This is a genomic window from Nocardiopsis sp. iso_238 (genome assembly GCF_056173325.1).
Genome location: NZ_CM149668.1, coordinates 5090108 through 5116359, shown reverse-complemented (window position 1 = coordinate 5116359; position 26252 = coordinate 5090108). Strand labels below are relative to the sequence as shown.

General features: G+C 71.8%; 24 protein-coding genes and 3 tRNA genes. 16 read left to right on the top strand and 11 right to left on the bottom strand.

Annotation, left to right across the window (positions count from 1 at the left end):
- Positions 1-109 precede the first annotated feature (109 nt).
- From AC0VYL_RS23155 to AC0VYL_RS23145, 3 genes are read left to right on the top strand one after another with little or no spacing between them, the layout of a single operon-like run.
- Positions 110-1057 (top strand): carbohydrate ABC transporter permease, encoded by a 948-nt coding sequence (locus AC0VYL_RS23155; protein ID WP_475463204.1) that lies wholly within the window; start codon positions 110-112, stop codon positions 1055-1057.
- Entirely contained in the window at positions 1054-1950 is an 897-nt protein-coding gene (locus AC0VYL_RS23150; protein WP_475455913.1) for a carbohydrate ABC transporter permease, read from the top strand. Before AC0VYL_RS23155 ends, AC0VYL_RS23150 begins: the two co-directional genes overlap by 4 nt.
- A gap of 30 nt (positions 1951-1980) precedes the next feature.
- Positions 1981-3384 carry an ABC transporter substrate-binding protein gene (locus AC0VYL_RS23145; protein ID WP_475481483.1) on the top strand — a complete coding sequence of 468 codons (1404 nt, stop codon included), beginning with the start codon at positions 1981-1983 and terminating at the stop codon, positions 3382-3384.
- Positions 3385-3445: 61 nt separating this feature from the next.
- Here the strand turns inward: AC0VYL_RS23145 and AC0VYL_RS23140 are convergent, their stop codons facing one another.
- Positions 3446-3874 (bottom strand): Rieske (2Fe-2S) protein, encoded by a 429-nt coding sequence (locus tag AC0VYL_RS23140; RefSeq protein WP_475481482.1) that lies wholly within the window; start codon positions 3872-3874, stop codon positions 3446-3448.
- A 390-nt stretch (positions 3875-4264) separates the two neighbouring features.
- Positions 4265-5047: a DUF3152 domain-containing protein gene (locus tag AC0VYL_RS23135; protein ID WP_475463203.1), complete on the bottom strand. Its 783-nt coding sequence runs from the start codon at positions 5045-5047 to the stop codon at positions 4265-4267.
- A gap of 517 nt (positions 5048-5564) precedes the next feature.
- On the opposite strand from AC0VYL_RS23135, the gene AC0VYL_RS23130 reads away from it, so the two are divergent.
- From AC0VYL_RS23130 to AC0VYL_RS23105, 6 genes are all read left to right on the top strand, one after another.
- A complete protein-coding gene (locus AC0VYL_RS23130; RefSeq protein ID WP_475455907.1) occupies positions 5565-6365 on the top strand; it encodes a fumarylacetoacetate hydrolase family protein in 801 nt (266 codons plus the stop codon).
- A gap of 83 nt (positions 6366-6448) precedes the next feature.
- Positions 6449-7456 carry a GDSL-type esterase/lipase family protein gene (locus AC0VYL_RS23125; RefSeq protein WP_475481481.1) on the top strand — a complete coding sequence of 336 codons (1008 nt, stop codon included), beginning with the start codon at positions 6449-6451 and terminating at the stop codon, positions 7454-7456.
- Between the two features lie 87 nt (positions 7457-7543).
- The gene (gltX, locus tag AC0VYL_RS23120; protein ID WP_475455903.1) at positions 7544-8992 is read left to right on the top strand and encodes a glutamate--tRNA ligase; all 1449 of its coding nucleotides are present in this window, start codon (positions 7544-7546) and stop codon (positions 8990-8992) included.
- 132 nt (positions 8993-9124) lie between these two features.
- Positions 9125-9196, top strand: a tRNA-Gln gene (locus tag AC0VYL_RS23115).
- Positions 9197-9246: 50 nt separating this feature from the next.
- Positions 9247-9322: transfer RNA gene (locus AC0VYL_RS23110), tRNA-Glu, on the top strand.
- 124 nt (positions 9323-9446) lie between these two features.
- Positions 9447-9522, top strand: a tRNA-Glu gene (locus AC0VYL_RS23105).
- A gap of 58 nt (positions 9523-9580) precedes the next feature.
- Here the strand turns inward: AC0VYL_RS23105 and AC0VYL_RS23100 are convergent.
- From AC0VYL_RS23100 to AC0VYL_RS23070, 7 genes are all read right to left on the bottom strand, one after another.
- The gene (locus AC0VYL_RS23100) at positions 9581-10564 is read right to left on the bottom strand and encodes a DUF4073 domain-containing protein (protein ID WP_475481480.1); all 984 of its coding nucleotides are present in this window, start codon (positions 10562-10564) and stop codon (positions 9581-9583) included.
- Between the two features lie 130 nt (positions 10565-10694).
- Positions 10695-11297 carry a TetR/AcrR family transcriptional regulator gene (locus AC0VYL_RS23095; RefSeq protein WP_475455899.1) on the bottom strand — a complete coding sequence of 201 codons (603 nt, stop codon included), beginning with the start codon at positions 11295-11297 and terminating at the stop codon, positions 10695-10697.
- Positions 11298-11468: 171 nt separating this feature from the next.
- Entirely contained in the window at positions 11469-12476 is a 1008-nt protein-coding gene (locus tag AC0VYL_RS23090) for a PDR/VanB family oxidoreductase (RefSeq protein WP_475483566.1), read from the bottom strand.
- Positions 12477-12607: 131 nt separating this feature from the next.
- A complete protein-coding gene (locus AC0VYL_RS23085) occupies positions 12608-13567 on the bottom strand; it encodes a metal-dependent hydrolase (RefSeq protein WP_475481479.1) in 960 nt (319 codons plus the stop codon).
- 40 nt (positions 13568-13607) lie between these two features.
- A complete protein-coding gene (locus AC0VYL_RS23080) occupies positions 13608-15341 on the bottom strand; it encodes an SDR family oxidoreductase (RefSeq protein WP_475481478.1) in 1734 nt (577 codons plus the stop codon).
- Positions 15338-16213, bottom strand: coding sequence for a M24 family metallopeptidase (locus AC0VYL_RS23075; protein ID WP_475481477.1), 876 nt, complete (start codon positions 16211-16213; stop codon positions 15338-15340). The genes AC0VYL_RS23080 and AC0VYL_RS23075 overlap by 4 nt, the downstream gene beginning before the upstream one ends.
- A gap of 231 nt (positions 16214-16444) precedes the next feature.
- The gene (locus AC0VYL_RS23070) at positions 16445-17131 is read right to left on the bottom strand and encodes an IclR family transcriptional regulator (RefSeq protein WP_017545921.1); all 687 of its coding nucleotides are present in this window, start codon (positions 17129-17131) and stop codon (positions 16445-16447) included.
- A gap of 179 nt (positions 17132-17310) precedes the next feature.
- Here AC0VYL_RS23070 and leuC point away from each other — a divergent pair, with 179 nt between their 5' ends.
- The 3 genes from leuC (at position 17311) to AC0VYL_RS23055 (ending at position 19973) form a co-directional block, all read left to right on the top strand.
- On the top strand, positions 17311-18717 hold the full coding sequence (gene leuC, locus AC0VYL_RS23065; RefSeq protein ID WP_475455891.1) for a 3-isopropylmalate dehydratase large subunit: 1407 nt from the start codon (positions 17311-17313) through the stop codon (positions 18715-18717).
- Positions 18718-18745: 28 nt separating this feature from the next.
- Positions 18746-19342, top strand: coding sequence for a 3-isopropylmalate dehydratase small subunit (gene leuD / locus AC0VYL_RS23060; protein ID WP_475455889.1), 597 nt, complete (start codon positions 18746-18748; stop codon positions 19340-19342).
- A gap of 349 nt (positions 19343-19691) precedes the next feature.
- On the top strand, positions 19692-19973 hold the full coding sequence (locus tag AC0VYL_RS23055) for an HU family DNA-binding protein (RefSeq protein ID WP_014910144.1): 282 nt from the start codon (positions 19692-19694) through the stop codon (positions 19971-19973).
- Between the two features lie 136 nt (positions 19974-20109).
- Here the strand turns inward: AC0VYL_RS23055 and cofC are convergent, their stop codons facing one another.
- Complete coding sequence (gene cofC, locus AC0VYL_RS23050; RefSeq protein ID WP_475483565.1) at positions 20110-20772, bottom strand: 2-phospho-L-lactate guanylyltransferase; 663 nt, start codon at positions 20770-20772, stop codon at positions 20110-20112.
- A gap of 238 nt (positions 20773-21010) precedes the next feature.
- Here cofC and AC0VYL_RS23045 point away from each other — a divergent pair, with 238 nt between their 5' ends.
- From AC0VYL_RS23045 to AC0VYL_RS23030, 4 genes are read left to right on the top strand one after another with little or no spacing between them, the layout of a single operon-like run.
- Positions 21011-21841 (top strand): lysophospholipid acyltransferase family protein, encoded by an 831-nt coding sequence (locus AC0VYL_RS23045; protein WP_475455887.1) that lies wholly within the window; start codon positions 21011-21013, stop codon positions 21839-21841.
- Positions 21838-22902 (top strand): NAD(P)H-dependent glycerol-3-phosphate dehydrogenase, encoded by a 1065-nt coding sequence (locus AC0VYL_RS23040; RefSeq protein ID WP_475481476.1) that lies wholly within the window; start codon positions 21838-21840, stop codon positions 22900-22902. The genes AC0VYL_RS23045 and AC0VYL_RS23040 overlap by 4 nt, the downstream gene beginning before the upstream one ends.
- Positions 22903-22913: 11 nt before the next feature.
- Positions 22914-24131, top strand: coding sequence for a trans-sulfuration enzyme family protein (locus AC0VYL_RS23035; RefSeq protein ID WP_475455883.1), 1218 nt, complete (start codon positions 22914-22916; stop codon positions 24129-24131).
- A 59-nt stretch (positions 24132-24190) separates the two neighbouring features.
- Positions 24191-25315, top strand: a complete 1125-nt coding sequence (locus tag AC0VYL_RS23030; RefSeq protein ID WP_475455881.1) for a D-alanine--D-alanine ligase family protein — start codon at positions 24191-24193, stop codon at positions 25313-25315.
- A 97-nt stretch (positions 25316-25412) separates the two neighbouring features.
- On the opposite strand, the gene AC0VYL_RS23025 is transcribed toward AC0VYL_RS23030, so the two are convergent.
- Positions 25413-26231, bottom strand: a complete 819-nt coding sequence (locus AC0VYL_RS23025) for an EI24 domain-containing protein (RefSeq protein ID WP_475481475.1) — start codon at positions 26229-26231, stop codon at positions 25413-25415.
- Positions 26232-26252 lie beyond the last annotated feature (21 nt).

Here is a 26252-nt window from a genome sequence, read left to right as displayed (position 1 = left end):
GCGCTTTCGTTGGCGCGCAGTTCGCCCTCCAGCGAACCGCAGGCCACCTGCCCCGTGAAGACTTCGGGTCGTGTCCTCACCCACCATCCGACGGGGCGGGGGGAACGGTGTGACCCACGGTTCGGTGACGGAACGCCGCGCCGCGTCGCCGCCCTCCCCCACGTCCTCGAACAAGCGCGCCCGCCCCGGCCGGGACGCGATCCTCGCCTGGGGCTTCCTCGGCCCCTCCGTGGCGGTCTTCGCGCTCTTCCTGGTCTATCCGCTGGGCCGGACCGTCTACCTGTCGATGCACGGCAACGACATCATCGGCCAGCCCAACCGCTTCGTCGGGCTGAGCCACTTCGCCGAGATGGCCTCGCCCGAGTTCGGGCGGATCCTCCTCACCACCCTGGTGTTCACCCTCGGCGTCGTCGTCCCCGGCGTCGTGGGCGCCCTCGCGGTCGTCCTCCTCCTGGAGGGGGTGCTGCGGGCCCAGCGGTTCCTCCGCGGCGCCTTCGCGCTGCCCTTCGCCTTCTCCGTGGCCAGCGCCTCGGTGATCTTCGCGGTCTTCTACAGCCCCGGGAACAGCGTCCTCAACGGCGTCCTCTACCGGATGGGCCTCGACCAGGTCCCGTGGCTGACCTCCCAGGAGATGGCCCTGTGGTCGGTGGCCCTCACCACGGTGTGGATGAACCTCGGATACGGCGTGCTCGTGCTCGCCGCCGGGGTCGGCTCCATCCCCAAGGAGGTCAACGAGGCCGCCCGCATCGACGGTGCCACCGGGCCGCGCCTGGCCTGGGACGTCACCATCCCGATGCTCGGCCCCCAGCTCTTCTTCCTGATCGTCATCTCCACGATCAACGCGCTCCAGAGCTTCGGCCAGATCCACATCCTCACGGCGGGCGGACCGGTCGGGTCCACGACCACCCTCGTCTACTCCATCTACCAGGACGCCTTCGCCTACGGAACCAGCGACTTCGGTCGGGCCAGCGCCCAGGCGCTCGTGCTCCTCGTCGTGGTCCTGGTGTGCACCGTCGTCCAGTTCGGTGTCATCGAGCGGAAGGTGCACTACTCATGAGCCGGACCTCCGCGACCGCCACCGCCGACCGGATCGCCCGGAACGAACCGGTCCGCGCCCGCCACCGGCACGGGGCCGGCCACGTCGTCGGCCGCGTCCTGCTGTACCTCATGCTGGCGGTGCTGCTCGTCCCGGTGCTGTTCCCCGTCTACTACGTGTTCGTGGGAACCCTCATGGAGCCGGGGGAGCTGTCCACGTTCCCGCCGCGCCTGCTCCCCACCGGTGTGAACCTCGAGAACATCCAGGGCGCGCTCGGCGCCGTCCCGCTCCTGCGCATGTACGCGAACTCGCTGGTCATGGCGGGGATCATCACGGTCTGCCAGCTGGTGACGTCGGCCCTGGCCGCGTACGCGTTCGTCTTCCTGCGGTTCCGGGGCAGCGCCGTCGTCTTCGCCCTGTTCCTGTCCACGCTGATGGTCCCCGCCGAGGCGACCTTCATCCCGAACTACCTCACCCTGACCGGGTGGGGACTGGGCAACACCTACGCCGGTCTGGTCCTGCCCTTCCTGGCCTACGCCTTCGGCACCTTCCTGCTGCGTCAGAGCTTCAGGCAGTTCCCCCGGGAGCTGTACGACGCGGCGCGCATCGACGGCATGGGACACCTCAGGTTCCTGTGGACCATCCTCATGCCGCTCAGCAAGCCGGCCCTGACCGCCGTCGGCATGTACGTGTTCATCACCAGCTGGAACATGTACTTCTGGCCGCTGATCATCACCCGCAGCACCGAGATGCAGACCCTCCAGATCGGCCTGAACAGCCTCAAGGCGGGCGAGGCGGCCAACCCGGGCCTCGTCCTGGCGGGCGCGGCACTGTCCGTCATCCCCACCCTCGCCCTCGTGATCTTCGGACAGCGCTTCATCGTCCGGGGCCTCACCGCGGGCGCGGTCAAGTAGGTCCCGAAACCCAGTGGAGACGAAGAACCCATGACACGTATCCCCCGACGTCGCGGCGTGCAGGCCGCGGCCCTGCTCACCAGCCTCGGCCTCGTCCTCAGCGCGTGTTCCGGCGGAGGAGGCGGCGGTGGCGGCAGCGACCTCACCGCCCCCGGGCCGGAGGTCCTGGACGACCTCGACGAGGCGGTCCAGGTCGAGTTCTGGCACAGCATGGACGCCACCAACGGCCAGGTGCTGGACGGGCTCATCGACGAGTTCAACGCCCAGAACGAGGGCCGGGTGCAGGTCACCGGCTCGTTCCAGGGCCAGTACGACGAGGCCCTGGCCAGCCACCGCGCGGCGATCCAGCAGGGCGACACCGCCGAGATGATCATGATCTTCGACCTCGGCACGCAGTTCATGATCGACTCCGCGCAGACCGTGCCCGCGCAGTCCTTCCTGGACGTGGACGACTACGACACCTCGTCGATCGAGGACGCGCTCCTCAACTACTTCACGGTCGGCGGGGAGCTGCGGTCGTTCCCCTTCAACAACTCGACCCCGCTGATGTACGTCAACCGGGACGCGTTCGAGGAGGCCGGACTCGACCCGGACGCGCCGCCCACCGACCTCGCCGGGATCCGCGAGGCCGCCGAGAAGCTCACCGTCAGGGACGACGACGGCACCGTGGTCCAGTACGGCTTCGGCGCCTCCGTGTACGGGTGGTTCATCGAGCAGTTCATGGCGCGTTCCGCCACCCCGTACTGCGACGCCTCCAACGGCCGTGACGGCCGCGCCTCCGAGGTGCTCTTCGACGACCCGAAGATCGTCGAGCTCGTCGAGTGGTGGGACCAGATGATCGAGGACGACCTGGCGGTCCAGATCGGTCGCAACACCGACGACGGCCAGGCCGCGTTCACCTCCGGCCGCGCCGCGATGACCCTGGAGTCCACCGGCTCCCTGGGCGGCTTCATCGAGCAGTCCGACTTCGAGGTCGGCGCCGGGTACTTCCCGCTGATCAGCGCGGACGACCCGGGCGGCTCGATCATCGGCGGCGCGTCCCTGTGGATCAACGGCGAGGGCCACACCCCCGAGGAGATCCGCGGCTCCTGGGAGTTCGTCCAGTTCCTGCTGACCCCGGAGGCGCAGTCGGTCTGGCACGCGGGAACCGGATACCTCGCGGTCAACACCGAGGGCTACGACGGGCCGGAGGCCTCCGAGCGCGCCGAGGAGTTCCCGCAGTTCTCCGTGGCCGCCTCCCAGCTGGCGGACTCGGAGATCAACGAGAACACGGCGGGCTGCATGATGGGCGTCATGTCCGAGGCCCGCGTCGCCGCCGAGGAGGGCTGGGAGACCGCCCTGACCAGTGACACCTCCGCCGAGCAGGCCATGGCCGACGCGGCGGCGGGCGTGTCCCGCACCATCGGGGAGTACAACGCCTCGGTCGAGGACTGACCCGGGCGGATGACCGGAGGGGCCGCGGTGGTGCCACCACCGCGGCCCCTCGCACGTTCCCTCAGGCGAGGACGATGGAGTCGCCGTCGACCCTGATCCCGACCTCCTCCAGCGGGCTCCGCGCCGGACCCTCGGTCGGGGAGCCGTCCTCGACCGAGAAGCGGCTGCCGTGGCAGGGGCACACGATCTGCCCGTCGACGACCTGGTCGACCGGGCAGCCCTCGTGGGTGCAGGCGGTGGAGAAGGCGCGGAAGACACCCTCCTCGGGCTGGGTGACGACCACCTCGTGCTCGCTGAGGACCGCACCCTCGCCCACGGGGATCTCGTCGGTGGTGGCGATCGGGGCGTCCGTGTCCTGCTCGGCGTCCGTCCCCTGCTCGGCGTAGCCGTCACCGCCTCCGTCCTCGCCGCCTTCGGAGCCGCCGCAGGCGGTCACCACCCCGGCCAGCGCGCCGCCCCCGGCGACACCGAACGCGGAGCGTCTGGTCACCTCGGGTCCGACGGCCTCGGATCGGGCTGCGCGGCAGTCACACATACGGCCTCACTCTCTCGCCCGACGCGGCGCGGGCGGACCCCCGCACGGGGCGCGGACCCCCGTCACGGGCGACGTACGGCCCCAGGGTCGGCGGGGCCAACCCCATCGAACACGGTGCGGCGTCCCCGTGTCCGGGAAACCCGGCAGCTCTTCGCGGGTCTAGGCCGTGTTTTTTGGATGCTTTCGCCGGTGGCGGCGGAGCCGCCATCGATGCGAGCGGCCGTCCAGGCAATCTCTCGCAAGACGATGAGTGAAGGTCAGCCCGGGTTTGGCTGTCCGAACTTCATCGGCGCAGTGAGAGGCAGCCTGGTGGTCGCGAGCGCGGAATGATCCAAAAAACACGGTCTAGGGGTACACCCAGCCGTTGGCCTCGCAACCCTGGAGGCCCAGGGTCTGCTGCTGCATGACCGGGGCGAGCTCCCCCTCGCCCGGGCAGTCCACGTGCCCGTGGCCCAGGGTGTGGCCCACCTCGTGGTTGATCAGGTAGATCCGGTAGGTCTCCAGGTCGTCGCCGAAGTCCTCGACGCCCGACACCCAGCGGTTCTGGTTGATGATGGCGCGGTTGCCGTTGGCGCAGGACACGTACCCGTTGGTGTTCAGCGGCGCGCACAGGCGGTCCACCGTGTCCGGCGCGGCCAGCAGCACCCGGATGTCCGCGTCGTCGCCGTCCACCCGCTGGAGCGAGCGGTCCCCGTCGTTGCCCCAGCTGCGGTCGTCCCCGAGGATCTCCTCGACGGCGTCCGCGAAGTCCCCGGTCCGGCCGGGCAGGCCCTTCTCCACCTCCACGGCGAAGGTGGTGAGCGGGCCGTCTCCCATGACGTCGCCCTCGCCCTTCACCACCTTGAGGTCGCCGTCCGCGGTGTCGACCTCCTCCACCACCGAGCGCAGCAGGAGGGGGAGGTCGTCCTCGTCGGTCGGTGACGCGCTGGGGGAGGGGTCCGCCGCGCCGGATCCGGAGTCCTCGGAGCCGGGGTGTCGGCGGGTGCTGTCCTCGGGCACCCCGTCGCCCACGGGGCCGGTGGCGGAGGTCTCCTCGGGGGAGTCGAGCTCGGATCCGGGCTCGGGCACGCTGACCATCAGCACGGCGGACGCGCCCGAGACCAGGCACAGCCCGAGGGCCAGTCCCATGGGATACCGGCGGCGTCGGCGGTGCTTGGCTCGGGGAGCGGAAGCGGGCACGAGGCTCAACCTCTCGACGGTGGACGGTGGTACCGCCGGGACTCCGGCGGCGTGAGGTGCGGCCTCCCGCGCCGTCCGGCGGTCGTGGGACCGCTCCGACCAGCGCGGTCGGTGGAGACGCCCCACACGGCTGGCCGAATGTCGCGGCGGCCAGCCCGGACGGAGTCACCACGCACACTGGTGGTATCGCCGACCTCCGGAACGACGGTTCCCGGGGGCCTCGGACCACGATCCCAGCATGCCAGAGTTCGCCCCCGGGAAGGGCCAGGTCGCGTTCCGGGAAGGGTGGGTGTGTCACGCCTTCGGGCGTTTGCCTTCATCATATCGTGAACGACTCGTCACTCTGGGTGTCTGGTTCTGGATCGGCTCGGGCCCCGCACACCCGGACGTACCGGGCGCGGTCGCGCCGGGCGCCGCTACGCTTCAAGCGGCAAGAACGAGCAAGAGGGCTGCTGGGAGGCATCAGGTGCGTATCGCACGGTTCGCGGCCGGTGACGAGGTCGGGTTCGGCCTGGTCGAGACGGACACGGACAGCGGAGAGGAGTTCGTGGCCCGGCTGACGGGGCATCCGCTGCTGGGGGACATCAAGCTGACGGGCGAGCGGGCCAGGCTCTCCGACGTGCGCCTGCTGTCGCCGGTGCTGCCCACCAAGGTGGTGTGCATCGGCAAGAACTACGCCGACCACGTGGCGGAGATGAAGGAGGTCACGGGGGAGTCCACCGACGAACCGGTGGTCTTCCTGAAGCCGTCCACCGCCGTCACCGGCCCGTACGACCCCGTCTTCTACCCCTCGGTCTCGGAGTGGGTCAGCTACGAGGGCGAACTGGCCATCGTTATCTCGCGGCCCTGTCGCGAGGTGCCCCGCGAGCGCGCCAAGGACGTCATCTTCGGGTACACGGTGGCCAACGACGTCACCGCCCGTGACCTCCAGAAGACCGACAAGCAGTGGACGCGGGCCAAGGGCTTCGACTCCTTCTGTCCGATCGGGCCGTGGATCACCACCGGCCTGAGCATCGAGGAGGCCCAGGACCTCGCGGTCACCACGACCGTGGACGGCGAGGTCCGCCAGGATGGACGTACGTCACAGTTCATCCACGACATTCCGGGCATCATCTCCTACGTCACCTCCTTCATGACGCTGCTCCCGGGCGACGTGGTCCTGACCGGCACTCCCGCCGGGGTGGGCCCCGTCGAGGTCGGCCAGGAGGTCGCCGTCACCGTGGAGCGCCTGGGCACCATCACCAACAGGGTGGTCACCCGGGACTGATCCCGCACTGCCGGGCGGGGGCGCACCACGGCGCCCCCGCCCGGCGGCGCCCACCGACGCACCGAGCGGAAGGTCCGAACCCCTTGGCACCACGACTGGCACGACGGCCCGGCCTCGGCCGCCCCGCGATCCTCGCCGGGGTCCTCGCCCTGGTCCTGGCGCTGGTGGGGTCCGGCCTGTGGCTGGTCACCCGGCCGGGCCTGGGCGCTCCCGACCCCGCTGACGAGGCCGACCGGGGAGCCTGGTTGGAGGACCGCGCACGGGTGCGCGTGATGCTCGCCGGAGACTCCATGACCCACGGAGCGGGCGGTGACCGGACCTGGCGCTTCCACCTGTGGAACCACCTCGACCTGCACGTGGGGAACCTGGACTTCGTCGGCCCGTACTCCGACCCCGCCACTCCGGAGCAGATCATCCCGCCGGAGCTCTTCGGCGGTGACGGTGACGGGGACGGGGGCCAGGACGGCCTCCTCGGCTCCCTGGAGGGCGGGGAGGCGGCGGAGGAGGGCCCCGAGGCCCCGGCCACCCCGGAGCCCACCGGGTCCCCCGACCCGGACGGCGTCACCTATCGAGACCCGGACTTCGACCAGGACCACAACGCCCGCTGGGGGCGCACCCTGGCCGACGCCCTCACCACCATCGAGGCCGACGTCGCCGCCCACCGGCCGGACGTGCTGTGCGTGATGATCGGCATCAACGACCTGCTGCACCCCATCACGGCCGAGGACATGGAGCAGCGGCTGACCTCCTACGTCCAGGCTGCCCGCGAGGCCAATCCGGAGATCCGCGTCCTGTTCGCCGAGGCGCTCCCCATCACCCTCGCGGACAAGGACCAGGGCTTCGCCCTGCGCGTGTACGTGTACAACGAACTCGTCCGCTCCGTGGCCGCCGACCTGTCCACGGAGGAGTCGCCGGTGGTCAGCTTCGACCTGGCGGCGGCCGAGGCCTGGGACCCCTACACGGACACCTACGACGGCACCCACCCCAACGACGACGGTGAGATGAAGATCGCCGCCGGGTTCGCCGACGCCCTCTCCCGCGAGTTCGGCCTGGGCCCAGTTCACGCCCGACCGCTGCCGATCCGGCCCTGACCGGGACCTCGGCGGCTCCCTCCCCGTCCCGTGGCCCTCTCCGGGACTTCCCACAGGTCATCCCGGGCCACCGATATCCTCGGAAGCGTGACTGAGACTCCGATTCGTACCCGCTTCGCCCCGTCCCCCACGGGCATGTTCCACGTCGGCGGTGCGCGCTCCGCCCTGTTCAACTGGGCCCTGGCCCAGCAGCAGCCCGAGGGCCGCATGGTCCTGCGCATCGAGGACACCGACGCCGCCCGCAACCGTCCCGAGTGGACCGACGGCATCATCCGCGCGATGTCCTGGATCGGCATCGACGAGAGCGACCCGCACTTCGAGGGCCCCTACTTCCAGTCGGCCTACGTCGAGAAACACCGCGAGACCGCGCAGGAGCTGTACCGCTCCGGCCGCGCCTACTACTGCGACTGCACCCGCGAGCAGGTGCAGGAGCGCCGCGACAACCCGAACCTGGGCTACGACGGCTTCTGCCGCGACCGCGGCCTGGAGCCGGGCCCCGGCCGGGCACTGCGCTTCCGCGTGCCCGAGGGCGGCCCCACGGTCGTGCGCGACCAGATCCGCGGCGACGTGGAGTTCGACCACGCCGCCATCGAGGACTTCGTGATCGCCCGTGCCGACGGCTCCCCGCTGTTCGTGCTGGCCAACGTGCTCGACGACGTCGAGATGCGGATCACGCACGTCATCCGCGGCGAGGAGCACCTGTCCAACACCCCCAAGCAGCAGCTGCTGTGGGAGGCCCTGGACCTGACCCCGCCGGTCTGGGCCCACCTGCCCGTCATCGTCAACGAGCAGCGCAAGAAGCTGTCCAAGCGCCGTGACAAGGTCGCCCTGGAGTCCTACCAGGAGGAGGGCTACCTGGCCGAGGCGATGGTCAACTACCTCATGCTGCTGGGCTGGGCGCCGGGTGACGACCGCGAGATCATGCCGTGGTCGGAGATGATGCCGCTCTTCCGCGTCCAGGACGTCAACAGCTCCAGCGCGTTCTTCGACGAGAAGAAGCTGCGCGCGTTCAACGGCGAGTACATCCGCGCGCTGGGCGTCGAGGAGTTCGTCGAGCGCTGCCAGCCCTGGCTCACCGGCGAGGGCACCCCCTGGGACGCCGCCGACTACGACCCCGCGGTCTTCGCCGCCGTCGCCCCGCTGGCCCAGAGCCGCGTGGCGGTGCTCAGCGAGATCGTCCCCAACGTGGACTTCCTGTTCCTGAAGGAGCCCGCCGAGGACGAGAAGAGCTGGAAGAAGGCGATGAAGCCGGGCGTCGGCAAGGAGATGGTGGAGGCCGCCCTGGCGCGCTACGCCGACCCTGGGCTGGAGTGGACGGCCGACGCGCTCAAGGACGCCACCGAGGAGACCGGGACGACGCTCGGCCTGAAGCTGGGCAAGGCCCAGGCCCCGGTGCGCGTGGCGGTCACGGGACGCACGGTGGGCCTGCCGCTGTTCGAGTCCCTGGAGCTGCTGGGCCGTGAGCGGGTCCAGGCGCGTCTGGAGACCGCCCTGGAGCGCCTGCGCGCAGAGGAGAAGGACACCGACGGGAGCTGACCCGCGGGGGTGGTCGGGGCCACAGACCGGCCACCCCGTTTCCGGTTCGCGAGCACTCCGAATGTCCGCTAGAGTTGAACACGTCGCCAAGGGGGACAGGGAAGCGAAAGCGACCAGGTCCTCCGAAAGCAATGGCCTATGGTGTAATCGGCAGCACGACTGATTCTGGTTCAGTTAGTCTAGGTTCGAGTCCTGGTAGGCCAGCGCAGATCATGGTTATCCGTGGTCGGCCCGGGTCCTGTGACCCAAGGTGCGCCCCCGTCGTCTAGTGGCCTAGGACGCCGCCCTCTCAAGGCGGTAACGGCGGTTCGAATCCGCTCGGGGGTACCAACGGCAGGAAGCTTCCACTCGGTGGAGGCCCTCCTGTTGACCGGTGCTTGTCACCGGTGTCCGGTTCGCGTGGGTATCGTAGTACTACGGTTCACCCGGACCAGCGGTCCGCGCGACCGTGTAGGCCCCCGTCGTCTAGTGGCCTAGGACGCCGCCCTCTCAAGGCGGTAACGGCGGTTCGAATCCGCTCGGGGGTACCAACGGAGAAGGCTCCATCCACTGGATGGAGCCTTCCGTCGTTTCCGGGGGACCCCGCGCCTACCCGGCGGGGGCCTCGATCTCCAGCGTGCGGATCACCGTTCCCGCCCTGAGGTCACGCGCGTGCACGGCCACCGCGCCGTCCGCCGCCACCTCGATCCGCAGCCCCTGCGCCGCCGAACCGTCGATCGCGCGCTCCCCGCCCCGGCCGTCCGGGCCGAACAGGGTCTGCACGAACCCCGTGTTGACCACGGCGAACCCGCGCGGGTCCCCGCCGGAGACCACCTTGCGCACCGCCCAGTCGTCGCGCTCCAGCGACCAGTGCGTGTGCCCGGACAGGAAGACCGCGTTGGCGTGCCCGCCGAGGATCTCCAGGAGATCGGTCTCGTCCACGAAGTCCTGGTCGTAGAAGCGGGCCGCGTCGTCGCCGGTGGTGCCGGACACGCTCTCGGGGAGCACGTGGTGGCTGAACACGAACACCGGGCGGCCGGTGCCCGCGTGGTGGGAGAGCCGCTGGTCCAACCAGGAGAGCTGTTCCGCGCCGAGCGTCACGAACGGGCCGCTGGAACCCGCGATGGGCGCTGTGGTGCCGACGGTCAGCAGCGGTACGCCCCCCACCAGCCGTTCCGAGTACACGCCGGGCATCCCCGTGTACTCCAGGAAGCGGTCCACCTGGGTGTCGAAGGGCGCGTCGTTGTACTGCTCGTGGTTGCCGATGGTGCTGACCACCTGCTCCGGGTGCGGGTGCGCGTCCAGGACCTCCCGGTAGGCCTCGTACTCGGACACGTGGCCGTTGGCGACCAGGTCGCCGTTGACCACGAGGGCGTCGGCGGTCCCGAGGGAGTCCAGGTGGTCCAGGACGTGCGCGAGGTCGGCCAGGTCCCCCTGGACGTCCGAGATCACGTCCAGGGTGGTGGCGGCGCCCTCACGGGCCAGCGCGGTGCCAGCGGGCAGGAACGTGAGGCCGGTGGCGGCCGCGGCGGCGCCGGTGAGCGTGGTGAGGAAGCCTCGTCGGTCGGTTCCGGGGTGCGGAGAGCCCGTCATGGGTGTGCCCTTCTACGGCGGGGAGGCGGACGATCCGCACCGTAGGCCCCGGTGGTGGCCCGGGGACGTGGGCCGGGTGTACACGGGGTGACCACTCGTTCCTGGATGTGACGGGCGGGCCCGTCGCCGCTCAGCCCGTGTGGGCGGCCAGGAGCTCCCGTTCCTCCCCGGGGCCCCCGGCGGCGAGCAGCATGGCCGTCAGCTGGTCGAGGAGCCAGTCCGCGAGCTCGTCACGGGACATCTGCCGTTCCCGCAGCCAGGACATCACCGCGGTCTCCACCGCCGACACCCAGCAGCGCAGCGCCAACAGCAACAGGGGCGAGGGGTCGGTGACACCGACCCGTTCCAGGATCAGCGCGCGCACGCCGTCGCGGACGCGGTCGATCTGGGCCTCGGTCTCCTCCGTGGAGACCACCGATCCGCCGTTGAGCAGGGCGGCGTAGGAGGGGGCGTAGGAGTCCGCGAAGTCAACGAAGGTGCGCAGGGCCGCCCGCAGCTGTTCCGCCGGGGGGAGGTCGTCCGGCGGGGCCAGCCGCGACATGAGCTCGGACATCGCCTGTTCCAGCGCGGCCCGCCGCAGCTCGGCCATGTTGGGGAAGTAGCGGTAGACCAGGGCCCGGGAGACGTCGGCCTCCTCGGCGATCTCCTCCGGGGTGACGTCGCCGGGCGGGCGCCGCGCGAACACGCGCAGCGCCGTCCGGATCAGGTCCTCCCGGCGTTCGTGCGGCGCCATGCGGCGTGGCCGCCGCCCGGCCCCGGGTCCGTGGACCGGGGCCGCCGAACCCGTCACCCGCGCCTGGTGACGGTCGGTCCTGTGGGACACCACCGCTGCCGCTACCTCCCGAGCCCTTCGCCCCCGCCCGTCGTCGGGGTCCTCCTCGAAACTACCGCCCCCGGAACCCCCTCACAGGTCGAGCACCAGCCGCTCGCCCTCGTCGGCGCGGGAGACGCACAGGGCGAACTCCGCGCCGCGAGGGGACCCGCCGGTGGGCCGGTCCCGGTTGTCGGGCGTCCCGGACAGCAGCCCCACCCTGCAGGTGCCGCAGAAGCCCTGACGGCAGGAGTAGGCGGTCTCCGGGCGGGTCCGGAGCACCGCGTCCAGCGCGGACTCGTCCTCCGCCACGGCCACCACCGGTCCGGACCGGCCCAGGCGCACCTCGAAGCGGCGGCCGTCCACGACGGGCGGCGGCGAGAAGCGTTCGGAGAAGAACGGGGTGCCCGGGGGCACCCGTCTCCGCGAGGCGTCGATCAGCGGGGCCGGTCCGCACACGTACACGGCCGTGCCCGGGGTGATCCCGGTCAGGAGCGCGTCGGCGTCCGGGCCTCCGTACTCGTCGTCGGGGCGCACCGTCACGTCCGCGTTCGCGGACGGCTCGGGGAGCTCGTCCAGGAAGGGCATGCTCTCCCGGCTCCGGCCGGTGTAGACGAACCGGAACGGGCGGCCGGCGGCGTGCGCGGCCCGGACCATCGGCAGGATCGGGGTGATTCCGATGCCGCCCGCCACGAAGAGGTACCGCTCGGCCCGGGCGAAGGGGAAGGCGTTGCGCGGCCCGCGCAGTGCGAGCGCGTCCCCCTCGGTGAGCGCGTGAGCCAGGCCCGAACCCGTGCCGCCCTCGATCCGGCGCACCGCGATCCGGTAGGCGGAGCGGTCCTCCGGGTCTCCGCACAGGGAGTACTGGCGCACCACCCCGTCACCGAGGACCGCGTCCACGTGGTGGCCGGGCTGCCAGCGGGGCAGCGTCGTCCCGGGCCGGGCGGGGACCAGGGTGAGGGCCGCGACGTCCGGGGCGGGGCGCTCCACCCTGGCGACCCGCACCGGCAGGTCTCCGGTGGGCGCGGGCGGGGGTCGGCCGGGGCGCCAGCGCGAGGTGACCGGTTCGATCCGAGCGGCCAGGCGCTCCAGGGCCAGCATGAACCGGTCCGGGCCCCCGCCCCGGCCGAACAGCGACACGGGGGAGTCCGGGTGCGCGTAGGACTCGGCGCTGTGCGCGATCCTCCGGTCGCCCCGGTCCGGGCCGTCGGCGTGCCGGAGGGATCCGTCCGTCACTGTGGCCCCTCCCCGCGTGCCGCCTCCCGCTCCGCGGCGTCGGCGGCCCGGGCGGCGGGGGAGACCGCCAGGTAGGCGACGGCCTGGCTGGTGGAGCCGTAGTGCGAGGGGTGGTACCTGCGGCGGAGGTACTCGGGGATGGCGCGGGCCAGACGGCTCAGGTGCGGGATCAGGCCGCGTCTTCCGTCCCGCACGGCCCAGGAGGCCCTCGGTCTGCGCCCCTCGATCCTGCCTCGGAGGTAGGGGTCGTTGGTGACCAGGAACCGGACCCCGCGCACCCACAGCGCGGCCAGGGCGAAGGCGGCCACCCCCATGGCGAGGGCGCGGCGCGGGTAGCCGCCGTCCAGGTGCGCGTACAGGTCGTAGGCGACCGCGCGGTGCTCCACCTCCTCCGCTCCGTGCCAGCGCAGCAGGTCCAGCATGGTGGGGTCGGTGCCGACCTCGTCCAGCTTCCGGGCGTCCAGCACCCACTGGCCCAGGACGGCCGTGTAGTGCTCGATCCCGGCGATCACCGCGAGCCGGGTCCGCAGCCACGCGAACTCGCGGTCGCCGGTCAGGTCGCGGTCTCCGAGCACCACCCGGAACATCCAGGCGATCTGTTCCACGTAGGGGCGCGGGTCCAGACCGTGCGCGTCCATGTGGTCGAGGACGCCCGCGTGGGCCTCGGCGTGCACGGCCTCCTGGCCGATGAAACCGAGCACCTGTTCGCGGAGCTCGTCGTCGGTGATGTGCGGGACGGCCTGTTTGAAGACCTCCACGAACCAGCGCTCCCCCTCCGGCAACAGCAGGTGGAGGACGTTGATGACGTGGGTGGCGAAGGGTTCGCCGGGGATCCAGTGCAGGTCCAGTTCGCTCCAGTCGAACCGGACGTCGCGGGCGTGCAGCACGAGCCGGTCGGGCTCGTCCACGCCGGTCGGGGCGGGTGTGGTGGGTGTGAGGGCGTCGTCACCGCTCATGGGCGGCCTCCGTGAGGGGTCGGTGTGGGCGGGGGTCGGCTCAGGACGGTGGGGCCACGCGGGCGTAGGCGCGGACGGCGGCCGGGGAGAGCCGGGACAGGGCCAGGCCGATGTGGGCCTCGGCGGTGACCGGGACGATCTCCGGGCCGGACTCGACGGCGTCCGCGATCCGCCGGGCCGCCCTCTCCGGGGTGTAGCCGCGCAGCCGGTACAGCCGGTTGAGCCGTTCCTTGGCCCGGGAGACCTCGCCCATGCCGGAGAGGCGGGCGTCGGAGATGATCCCGGTGTCGATCAGGCCCGGGCAGACCGCGGTGACGGACACTCCCCGGCCCGCGAGCTCACCGCGCAGGGAACGGCTCAGACCGAGGACCGCCGCCTTGGTGGCCGAGTAGGCGCCGTACAGGCGTGAGGGCAGGTAGGAGGCGGCCGAGGCCGTGTTGACGATCCGGCCGCCGCCCCCGGCCTTCACCATCATCGGCGCGAAGGCGCGGACGCCGTTGACCACGCCCCACAGGTTGACGTCCACGACCCGCTCGAGGTCCTCCCTGCTGGCCTCCAGGAAGGGTCCGGCCACACCGATCCCGGCGTTGTTCACGACCATGTCGGGTACCCCGTACTCGTCGCGCACCCACGCGGCGAGCCCGTCCATGGCGGTGGAGTCGGTGACGTCCACGCGCCGGGCGGCGGAGCCGGGTGTGACCAGGGAGCACAGCGCGGCGGTCCGTTCGGCGGCGGGCCCGTTGACGTCGACCGCGACGACGCGCGCGCCGCGCTCGGCCAGCTCGAAGGCGAGACAGCGCCCGATACCGCTGCCCGCCCCGGTGATCACGGCGACCTGGCCGGCGAACGCGCCGCCGTGGCGGCGGGCCTGCTGGGCGGTGAGGTTGCGGACCGGGCGCGGCGCCCCGGACCCGATCTCGGCCACGAACGCCCTGACGCGGCGGGCGACGGGGGCGGGCCGGGAACGGAGCGACCAGTGCCCGCCCTGGAAGCGGTGGAACCGGAAGTCGTCCGCCCAGCGTCCCGCGTTGGACTGGACCTGGTCGACCATGAACGCGTCGTGGGTGGGGGCCAGGGCCTGCACCGGCACGCTGGTGCGGCGTTCGGTGGGGCGGGTGAAGCGGCGGAGCATGTTGGCACGGTAGAGGGCCAGCCCGTTGAGGTAGTCGCGGGTGGCGCGGCGGGCGGGCACGCGGGGGCCGCCGCCGACGCGTTCCAGACCGGCCAGGGCCAGTCCGCCGATCCCGCTCAGCCAGGCGGCCTCGGGCAGCCCGGGGGTGCCGAAGAACCCGATGTAGCTGGAGCGCACGGCCTGGCGCAGCACGTTGCGGACGCCGTCGGGGGCCTCCCGGAGCCAGTGGCCCGCGTGGTCGAGGTCGGGGCCGGAGATCGAGGTGAAGGACGCGAAGCGGTGGGCGTGCCGGGGCTCGGTGACGGCGTGCCAGGTCTGGATGGAGCCCCAGTCGTGGGCGACCAGGTGCACGGGGTGGTCGGGGCTGACGGAGTCGACCACGGAGCGCAGGTCGTCCGCGAGCTGGTCCAGGAGGTAGCCGGAGCGGTCGTCGGGGGCGGTGGAGCGCCCGGCTCCCCGGACGTCGTAGGTGACGACGTGGTGGTCGGCGGCCAGGTCGGCCACGAGGGCGTCCCAGACGGCGGCGTTGTCCGGGTAGCCGTGGACCAGCACGAGGGTGGGGAGGGCGGGGTCCCCGGCGGAGTAGACAGCCAGGCGCTGGCCGTCGGTGGTGGTGACGCGGTGGTGCGGTCGGGTGCTCATACGGTCACGGTCTCCTCGCTGGTCGCGGCGGGGTCGGGGGACGTCCGGGCCCAGCGGCGGACGTGCGGCAGGTCGTCGTCGAGCCAGTGGGCGCCGTCCTCGGTGACGACGAGGATCTCCTCGAACTTCACCCCGATGTCGCGGAAGCCGATGTGGGGTTCGACCGCCCACATGCCGGGGGTGGCGGGGTGCGCGGAGATGTCGCCGTCCGCCCACAGGGGGGAGCGGTGGTGCAGGCGTTCGACGACGAGGTCACCGACCAGGGTCTGGAGGGAGCGGACGCCGAACCCCGCGACGATCGCCCGGGGCAGCCGGGACTCGACCCTGCCCACCTGGTGGGCGATGACGCGACCGGGATAGACCCGGTGCCGGTTGTCGTAGCCCTGTTCGCGGATGAGGGCGTCCACGGCCCGGTAGACGTCCTGGAGGGTGTCGCCCGCGCCGACCCGCTCGACGATCAGGTCCCGGTGCGCGCGCAGGTCGTCCATGAGGAGGTCGTGCAGGGGGTTCTCACCGAGGTAGCCGGAGTAGCCGATGTCCGCGACGAAGCCGTTCCGGACGGGGGCGCAGTCGAGGATGAAGGGCATGCCCTCCTCCAGTCGGCGTCCGGTCGGGAAGAACTGGAGCGGCACGCGGAAGTTCCGGAAGGCGGTGCGGTCCCCGAACCAGGCGAAGGGGGTGTGGAACCAGTCCTGGACGCCGCGCGCCTCCAGGTTCTGGCGGATGCGCCGGGCGGCCTCGCGTTCGGTCACACCGGGTTCGAGGGCGGCAGCCACGTCGCTGGCGGCCTGGTAGGCGAGCTGTTGCAGCTCACGGAAGGCGTCGAGCTCGGCCCGGGAGGCTGTGTTCCCGGTCACGTTCTTGTGAGACATTCCGTCATGTTAGACAGAGTGTCAATAAGAGTCCAGGGGCGGGGCCGGACTTTCGCGCGGTTCCGTCGCTGACCCGCGGCGGCCCCGCGCGGCCCCGGGCGGACGGGTCCGGGCACGACGGCGGCCGCGCCCGCCGGGGTTCGGCGGACGCGGCCACGGGCGCGTTCCTGTGTACGGGGGAGGGGATCGGGCGGGGTCCGGTCCGGGATGGTGCGGTGGTCGGGGCGCTGCCTAGTGCGAGCCCTCGTAGGTGTGCAGCGACTCGCTGATCTTCTCGGCAGCCGACACGACGGCCTGCGAGTGGATGCGGCCGGGGGAGCGGGTCAGGCGCTCTATGGGGCCGGAGACGGACACCGCCGCGATCACGCGCCCCCCGGGCCCGGACACCGGGGCGGAGACCGAGGCCACGCCCTGCTCGCGTTCCGCGACGCTCTGGGCCCAGCGGCGGCGCCGCACCTGGGCGAGGCTGGCGGCGGTGAAGCGGGCACCCACGAGCGAGCGGCGGATGCGGTCGGAGTCCTCCCAGGCGAGCAGGACCTGGGCGGCCGAACCGGCGTTCATGGGCAGCTCGCTGCCGACCGGGACGGTGTCGCGCAGGCCGCTGCTGCGTTCGGAGGCGGCCACGCACACGCGCAGGTCGCCCTGGCGGCGGTAGAGCTGGGCGCTCTCGCCGGTCAGGTCGCGCAGCTGGACCAGGACCGGCGCGGCCACGGCGAGCAGGCGGTCCTCGCCGGTGGCGATCGACAGCTCTCCCAGGCGCGGCCCGAGCACGAACCTGCCCTGGCTGTCCCTGGTGACCATGCGGTGCCGTTCCAGGGCGACGGCGAGACGGTGGGCGGTGGGGCGGGCCAGACCGGTGATCTGGACCAGCTGGGCCAGCGACGCGGGCCCCGACTCCAGGGCGTCGAGGACGGACATCGTCTTGTCCAGGACACCGACACCGCTGGATGAGCTAGAGTTGTCCATGGCTTGATATTGCCGTCTCGAAATATGGAATGCAAGTCGGCCGCACATCCGTGCGCGAGGCCAGCGGCCCTGGCGAAGCACCCCGTGACGAGGCGAGCACGAGACGCGACACACGAGAGGGGCGATCGCCCATGGCACGCACGATGGCCGAGAAGGTCTGGGAGGAGCACGTCGTCCGGCGTGCCGACGGCGAGCCGGACCTGCTCTACATCGACCTCCACCTCGTCCACGAGGTGACCAGCCCGCAGGCCTTCGAGGGCCTGCGCCTGGCGGGTCGCGGCGTGCGCCGCCCGGACCTGACCATCGCCACCGAGGACCACAACGTCCCGACGATGGACCTCCTGGCCCCCATCGCGGACCCGGTCTCCCGCAAGCAGGTCGAGACCCTGCGCAAGAACTGCTCCGACTTCGGAGTGCGCCTGCACCCCATGGGCGACATCGACCAGGGCGTCGTGCACGTGGTCGGCCCCCAGCTCGGCCTCACCCAGCCCGGCATGACCGTGGTCTGCGGCGACAGCCACACCAGCACCCACGGCGCGTTCGGGGCCCTGGCCTTCGGTATCGGCACCAGCCAGGTCGAGCACGTCCTGGCCACCCAGACCCTGCCGATGCAGCCGTTCAGGACCATGGCCGTCACCGTCAACGGCACGCTCCGGCCCGGGGTGTCCGCCAAGGACATCATCCTCGCCGTGATCGCGAAGATCGGCACCGGCGGCGGCCAGGGCTACGTCATCGAGTACCGGGGCGAGGCCATCGAGGCCCTGTCCATGGAGGCCCGTATGACGGTGTGCAACATGTCCATCGAGGCGGGCGCCCGCGCCGGGATGATCGCCCCGGACCAGACCACCTTCGACTACGTCCAGGGCCGCCCGCACGCGCCCCAGGGTGCGGACTTCGACGCCGCCGTCGAGCACTGGAAGAGCCTGCGCACCGACGAGGGCGCCGAGTTCGACGCCGAGGTGGTCCTGGACGCCGACGAGCTCAGCCCGTTCGTCACCTGGGGCACCAACCCGGGCCAGGGCGTTCCCCTGGACGCCGAGGTGCCCGACCCCGCGTCCTACGAGGACCCCTCCGCGCGCGCCTCCGCCGAGAAGGCCCTCAGGTACATGGACCTGAGCCCCGGGACGCCGATGCGCGAGGTGAGCGTGGACACGGTCTTCCTCGGCTCCTGCACCAACGGCCGGATCGAGGACCTGCGCGCCGCCGCGGAGATCGTGCGCGGCCGCAGGGTCGCGGACGGCGTCCGGATGCTCGTGGTGCCCGGTTCCATGCGGGTCAAGGAGCAGGCCAACGAGGAGGGCCTGGGACAGGTCTTCCTGGACGCGGGCGCCGAGTGGCGCGAGGCGGGCTGCTCGATGTGCCTCGGCATGAACCCGGACCAGCTCAAGCCGGGCGAGCGCAGCGCCTCCACCTCCAACCGCAACTTCGAGGGACGCCAGGGTCGGGGCGGTCGCACCCACCTCGTGTCGCCGCAGGTCGCCGCCGCCACCGCCGTGCGCGGCACCCTGTCCTCGCCCGCCGACCTGGACCCGCAGTAGTCCCCGACCCCGTCAGGAGAGTCCTCCCATGGAGAAGTTCGACGTCCACACCGGTCGGGCCGTCCCGCTGCGCTCCAGCAACGTCGACACCGACCAGATCATCCCCGCCGTCTACCTCAAGCGGGTCAGCCGCACGGGGTTCGAGGACGGCCTGTTCGCGGAGTGGCGCAAGTCCGACCCGGACTTCGTGCTCAACCGCCCCGAGTACGAGGGCGCGTCCGTCCTGGTGGCCGGGCCGGACTTCGGTACCGGCTCCTCCCGTGAGCACGCCGTGTGGGCGCTCCAGGACTACGGCTTCAGGACCGTGCTGTCCTCGCGCTTCGCGGACATCTTCCGGGGCAACTCGCTCAAGGGCGGCCTGCTGACCGTCCTGCTGCCGCAGGAGGTCATCGACCGGCTGTGGGCGGCCGTCGAGGCCGACCCCGCCACGGAGGTGACCGTGGACCTGGTGGCCCGCGAGGTGCGCGCTCCGGGAGCGGACGTGCGGGAGCCCTTCGAGCTCGACGACTACACCCGCTGGCGTCTGCTGGAGGGTCTGGACGACATCGCCCTGACGCTCCGTCACACGGACGAGATCGGTGCGTTCGAGACCACGAGGGAGCCCTGGAAGCCGGTCACGCTCTAGCTTCGGAACGCCTCTCCGACACGGGATCGGGGGTCGCTGTGACTCAGCGCACCCCCGGTCCCGAATAATTTTACCTTTACTTGACGTGAGCGCTCGCTTACGGTCTTTGTGTCCTTAAGCGCGGCGCGGCCGGAGCCCGGAATCCGGTTATACGTAGGCTTTTGAGGCCCACAGAAGGGGGCAAAAGGGGCTGGTTCACCACCCCCGTCCCTTGCTCCCCAACCGTCGCGGAGGGTGACCTCGCAGGTCGGAAGGGGCCCGACACGCCTTGCCCGTGGGCGTTTGTATTTGTGTAAGGGCCTCTGCTTCCCCTAATTTCGTGCGAGCAAGGGGGAACCGGAGGAACCTTATGAACAAGCGTGACCTGATCGACGCGATCTCCGACCGTCTCGGAGACAAGAAGACCGCGACCGAAGCGGTCAACGCTGTGCTTGAGACCATTCAGGCCACCGTGGCGTCGGGCGACAAGGTCGCCATCACGGGCTTCGGCGTTTTCGAGAAGTCCGAGCGTGCGGCTCGTACCGCCCGCAACCCCGCCACGGGTGCCACGATCAACGTCCCCGCGAGCTTCGTTCCGAAGTTCCGCGCTGGCGCTGACTTCAAGGCGCTCGTCAACGGCGACAAGAAGTAGCCTCACCGCCACCAGGCGGTCAGGACGCACCCGCCCGGGTTCCCGTCAGGGGCCCGGGCGGAGTGCTGTCCGGGGGCGGCCCGGGACGCCGCCACCAGGGAGGCGCCCCGTGCCCCGCGCCACCGGGACATGGGCCTCAGGACCGGGCCCGCCCGCGCGTCCGGTCCGGTGGGACGGTCGGGAGGCGCTCCAGCAGCGCACGCGTCCGGGGCCCCACGCCCATCTCCGAGACGGCCGCCAGGTCCTCCGGGGTGTCCACGTCCCGCCGGACCGACCCCACACCGGGGATCAGCAGCTCCCGTGCCCCACCGGCCAGGTGGCGGGCGCGTGAGGCCCCCTCGAAGGCCGGGGCCAGCCGTCCACCGGGCGCCACGGCGAGCAGGGTGGTTCCCACACGGGGCGTGTCGGCCAGGAACGACCGTCCGTGGGCCGAGGCGGCCGCCAGGACCCGCTCCAGCTCCTCCGGGCGCAGCGCGGGCAGGTCGGCCGAGAGGGCGCACACACCGAACCCCGGGAGCCTCCCCGCCGCGACCCGGGCCCCGTGCTCCAGGGCGGGGTTCAGTCCGCCGCCCGGTTCACCGCCGACCACCGCCGCGCCCAGCTCCGTCAGTTCGGCGCGCGCACGGGAGTCCCCGGTGACGGCGAACACCGCCGCCGTCGCCTCGCACGCCAGGGCGGCGGCCACCGTGTCGCAGGCGATCGCGAGCGCCAGCTCCTCCCGCAGGTCCCCGGCGGCCCGGGCCAGTCGTGTCTTGGCCAGACCGAGGTGCTTCACTGGGACGATCAGGGACCAGCGCACTCCGAGGTGCGAGGCCCCGTCACGCTCTCCAAAGCCGGTCACGGTTCCCCCGGGACGTCGATACGGCCACGACAGTGACGAGGGTAGGCCTTCGGGGTACGGCGCGGCGCGGGCGCCCTGGGCGTGTCCGTCCGGGCCGGTGACGGCGTCACCCGGAACTTCGGTACACGTCCTAGACTGAGTCGGTTGAGCTTCCGTGGTCCGGACCGGGCCGGGAGCGAGAAGTGAGGAGTCCCCCGTGGCCAAGCAACGAGAATCGCGATGGGTCAAGTGGGTCGTGTCCCGCATCGTCCGGTTCGTCCTGTGGTTCGTGACCAAGCCCGAGTGGAAGGGCACCGAGAACGTGCCCGCCCAGGGCGGGGTGATCATCGCCGCCAACCACCTGTCGGTGACCGACCCCCTGACCGTCGCGCACTTCCTCTACATCGGTGCCCGCCGCTGGCCGACCTTCACCATGAAGGACGGGGTCATGAAGATCCCCGTGGTCCGCTCGGTGGCCAGGAGCACCGGCCAGATCCCGATCAGGCGCGGCAGCTCCGACGCGGTCAAGGCGCTGGGCGAGGCCGAGAAGGCGCTGGTCCAGGACGGCTCGTCGGTGATCTTCTACCCGGAGGGCACCTGCACCCGCGACCCCGAGCTGTGGCCGATGACCGCCAAGAACGGCGTGGCCCGGCTGGCCCTGACCACCGGTGTCCCGGTCGTCCCGGTCGCGCACTGGGGCGAGCAGAACATCCTCCCCTACGGTGAGAAGAAGCCGCGGCTGCTGCCCCCGCGCAAGCGGATCCAGTTCAGCGCCGGTCCGCCGGTGGACCTGTCCGAGTTCCGGGACCAGCCGCTCACCGCGACCGTCCTCGACGGGGCCACCAGGGCGATCATGGCCGACATCACCGCCCTCCAGGCCGGTATCCGCGGTGAGCAGCCGCCCGCCGAGCCCTTCGACTACCGGAAGGCCCGCCAGCAGGAGGCCGAGACCCGGCGCGCGGAGCGCGGGGAGGCCGCGGACGACACGGGGGGCGCCGGGGACGCGGGCGCCGACACTGACAACGGGAAGAACAGCACGGGGGCATGACCGACCAGATGAGCGCTGAGAACGTGAAGGTCGCGGTTCTGGGCAGCGGGTCCTGGGGGACCACGTTCGCCAACATCGTCGCGGACGCGGCGGACCTGGCGCGCAAGAACGGTGAGGGCCCCGTGGCCGAGGTGGTCCTGTGGGGTCGCCGGGCCGAGGTGGTCGACGCGATCAACGAGTCCTCGGAGAACCCGGACTACTTCCCGGGGGTCACGCTCAACGGGGGACTGCGCGCCACCACCGACCCGGCCGAGGCGCTGACCGGCGCCCGGGTCGTGGTCCTGGCCGTCCCCTCGCAGACCCTGCGGGAGAACCTGGCCGCCTGGCGCGCGCACATCGCGGAGGACGCGGTGGTCGTCAGCCTCATGAAGGGCGTCGAGCTCGGCACCCTCATGCGGATGAGCCAGGTCGTCGGTGAGGTCCTGGGCCTGCCCCGGGAACGGATCGCCGTGGTGTCCGGCCCCAACCTGGCCCGGGAGATCATCGAGCACCAGCCCGCCACCGCCGTGGTGGCCTGCCCGCACGAGGAGACCGCCGTCCACCTCCAGGGGCTCTTCAAGTCCGCGTACTTCCGCCCCTACACCAGCACCGACCTGGTGGGCGTGGAGATCGGCGGCGCGATGAAGAACGTGATCGGCCTGGCGGTCGGCGTCGCGGAGGGCATGGGCTTCGGCGACAACACCAAGGCGTCGCTGATCACCCGGGGCCTGGCCGAGACCACCCGGCTCGCGGTCACCCTCGGCGCGGACGAGCACACCCTGTCCGGGCTGGCCGGGATGGGTGACCTCGTGGCGACATGCTCGTCCCCGCTGTCGCGGAACCGGACCTTCGGTGAGAAACTGGGCGCGGGCAAGACCCTCGAACAGGTCGTCGCGGAGACGAGGCAGACCGCCGAGGGGGTCAAGTCCTCCGAGTCGATCCTCGAGCTCGGGTGGACCCACGGGGTCGACATGCCCATCACCGAGTCCGTCGTCAAGATGATGCACCACGACATGAGTCCGGCCCAGGCGCTGCTGGCGTTCATGTCACGCAGCACCAAGCCCGAGCGCTACGGGGTCTGAGAGCGAGCACGATGACACACACACCCGGTTCCGGGAGCGCGGGGGAGCACACGCGGGCGGTCCGGGCCCCGGCGGCCCCGGTGCCCTCCGAACGCCCCATGCGGATGCCCGTCCACCGCGCCACCACCTACGCGTTCGACACCTCGCAGGGGTTCGCGGACGTGCTGGCCGGTACGCGCGACGGCTACTCCTACGCCCGTATCGACAGCCCCACCGTGGACGCCTTCGCGGACGCGGTCGCGGCGCTGGAGGGCGCGGGGCTCCCGGACCGGGTGCGCGGCCAGGCCTTCGCCTCCGGCATGGCGGCCATCAGCACCGTGCTGCTCGCCCTCACCGAGGCCGGCGCGCACGTGGTGGCCTCCCGTTCGATCTACGGCAACACGTACTCGCTGCTGGACCGGCTGATGCGCCGGTTCGGCGTGCGCACGGACTTCGTGGACATCACCGACCTCGACGCCGTGGCCGCGGCGGTCACCCCCGAGACCCGGGTGGTGTTCACCGAGACGCTGTCCAACCCGGCGATGACCGTCTCCGACCTGCCCGGGCTGGCGCGGATCGCGCGTGCGGCGGGCGCCGCCCTGGTGGTGGACTCCACGTTCGCCTCCCCGGCGGTCTGCCGCCCGCTGGAGTTCGGCGCGGACGTCGTCGTGCACTCGGCCACCAAGTACCTGGGCGGGCACAGCGACACCACCGGCGGCGTGGCGGTGGCCGCGCCCGCCCTGATCGACCGCGTCCGCTCGGCCCGGATCGACCTCGGACCGTGCCTGGCCCCGGACGAGGCCTACCTGCTGCACCGGGGGCTGGAGACCCTGCCGCTGCGGGTCGAGCGCCAGTGCGCGACCGCCGCGGCCTTCGCACTGGCCCTGGAGGGGCACCCTCAGGTGGAGCGGGTCGACCACCCGTCGCTGCCCTCGCACCCCGGGCACGCGCTCGCGGGCAGGCTCTTCGACGAGGGTCGCCACGGTGCAGTGGTCACCGTGCACCCGCGCGGTGGCCGGGCCGAGGGCATGGCCTTCGCGGACCGCCTGGAGGTGGCCACCATCGCGGCCTCGCTCGGCGGCACCCACACGCTGGCCGGGCACGTGGCGTCGACCTCGCACCGGAACATGAGCGAGGCCGAGCTGACCGCCGCCGGCGTCTCCCCGGGCGCGGTCCGGTTCTCCATCGGCCTGGAGGACCCCCGGGACCTCATCGGGGACGCCCTCGCGGCGCTCGACGGGGGCAAGTGACACACGGGTGCTTTTCACCCGTACCGGATTCATCAGCAGGCGAGATAGGGTCAGGCAGCATGTCGTCCGAGCAGCGCAAGATTCGGGTCGCCGTCGTCTTCGGCGGTCGTAGTTCCGAGCACGAGATCTCCTGCGTCACGGCGGGCAGCGTCCTGTCCGTCATCGACCAGGACCGATACGAGGTCGTCCCGGTGGGGATCACGCCCACCGGCAACTGGGTCCTGACCTCGGGCGACCCCGAGAGCCTGCGCATCGACGCGGCGACCAAGGCCCTGCCGACCGTCTCGGAGGAGGGCGTCGAGATCGCGCTGCCCTTCGACGTGGCGGGCCAGCTCATGACCGTCAGCCCCGACGAGGGCACGCGGCGGCTGGCCGAGGTCGACGTGGTCCTGCCGCTGCTGCACGGTCCGTTCGGTGAGGACGGCACCATCCAGGGCCTCTTCGAGATGATGGGCGTGCGTTACGCGGGCGCCGGGGTCTTCTCCAGCGCCGCCGCCATGGACAAGGTCTTCATGAAGGCCCTGCTGGTCGGAAACTCCATCCCCACCAGCGACTACGTGGCGATCACCGAGCGCACCTGGCGGACCGAGCGCAAGAAGGTCCTGGACGACGTCGCGGAGCTGGGCCGGACGGTGTTCGTCAAGCCCGCCCGCGCCGGGAGCAGCGTCGGCATCAGCAAGGTGAAGGACTCCTCGGACACCGACGCCGTGGTCGCGGCCGTCGAGGCCGCCCGCGAGCACGACCCCAAGGTGCTGGTCGAGGCGCAGGTCATCGGCCGCGAGATCGAGTGCGGCGTGCTGGAGTCCGAGGACGGCGGCACCCCCGACGTCTCGTTCCCCGCCGAGGTGCACGTGGCCGAGGGCTTCGACTTCTACGACTTCGAGGCCAAGTACCTGTCCACGAGCGGCCTGACCATCCCCGCCGAGATCCCGGAGGAGGCCGTCGCCCGCCTGCGCGCGATGGCAGCCGACGTCTTCGAGGCCATGGGCTGCGAGGGCCTGGCCCGGGTGGACTTCTTCTACACCGAGGACGGCCGGATCCTCGTGAACGAGCTCAACACGATGCCCGGCTTCACGCCGTCGTCGGCCTTCCCGCAGATGTGGGGCGCCACCGGCCTGGACTACGCGGCGCTCGTCGAGCGCATGATCACCACGGCGCTGCGCCGTGACCCCGGTCTGCGCTGACCGCACGGGAACGAGGGGAGGGGGCGGGCGACCTGGGGTCGTCCGCCCCCTCGCGTGTCCGGGGGTGATTCAGGGGTGCCACGGAGGGCTGAGGCGGCTACTGGGGCCCCTGCGGCGCCTGGGGTGGGGCCGGGTCGGGGTCCGTGGGAGTGCGCGGGTCCTGGGGCGTCTCGGGCAGCAGCTCGCGCGCCAGGATGGTGCCGCCGGCGGTCGCCGCCGGGAACACCGCCACGGCGACGAACGGGATCGCCAGCAGGAAGTACGTGGGGACCGCGAACCCCAGCGCACGCCAGCGCCGGGTCCCCATGAAGCGGCGCCGGTCGCGGACGCGCAGGTGGCCGCGGCGGTCGAAGGCGCTGGCCGTGAGTTCGATGCACAGCAGCCAGCCGCCCATCACGGCGGTCAGGACCGGTCCGATCATCCAGCCGAGAAGGGGGACGAGCCCCAGCAGGAACGCGCAGACGGTCACCACGAGGGATACCAGCACGATCCCCACGGACTGGCGGATCGAGCGGGCCAGCCCGGCGGCCAGGGACTCGTCCTGGCCCTCGGGCGCTCCGCCCAGCTCCTGCTCGACCAGCTCCGCGATCTTGTCGTAGACCGGCGCGCCCAGGGCCAGGGTGACGGTCGTGAACGCCACCACCATGACCAGGACCGCTCCGGCGAGCAGACCCACGGACAGGGCGCCGCGCACCAGCCCCTGCCAGGCGGTGTCCCACTCCCGGGCGAACGGCGTCGCCCACGCCACCAGGCCCTCCAGGTTCACCGCGAGCGCGATCAGCGCCGCCAGGAACAGCAGGGACGTGACGAGTGCGGGCAGCGCGCCCAACAGGAACAGGCGTGGTCGGCGCAGCACGATCGCCAGACCGCGCAGTAGAACACCGAAACCACCGAAGACCTCACGTACGGGATTCACGGGCGAACACTAGCGCCCGGG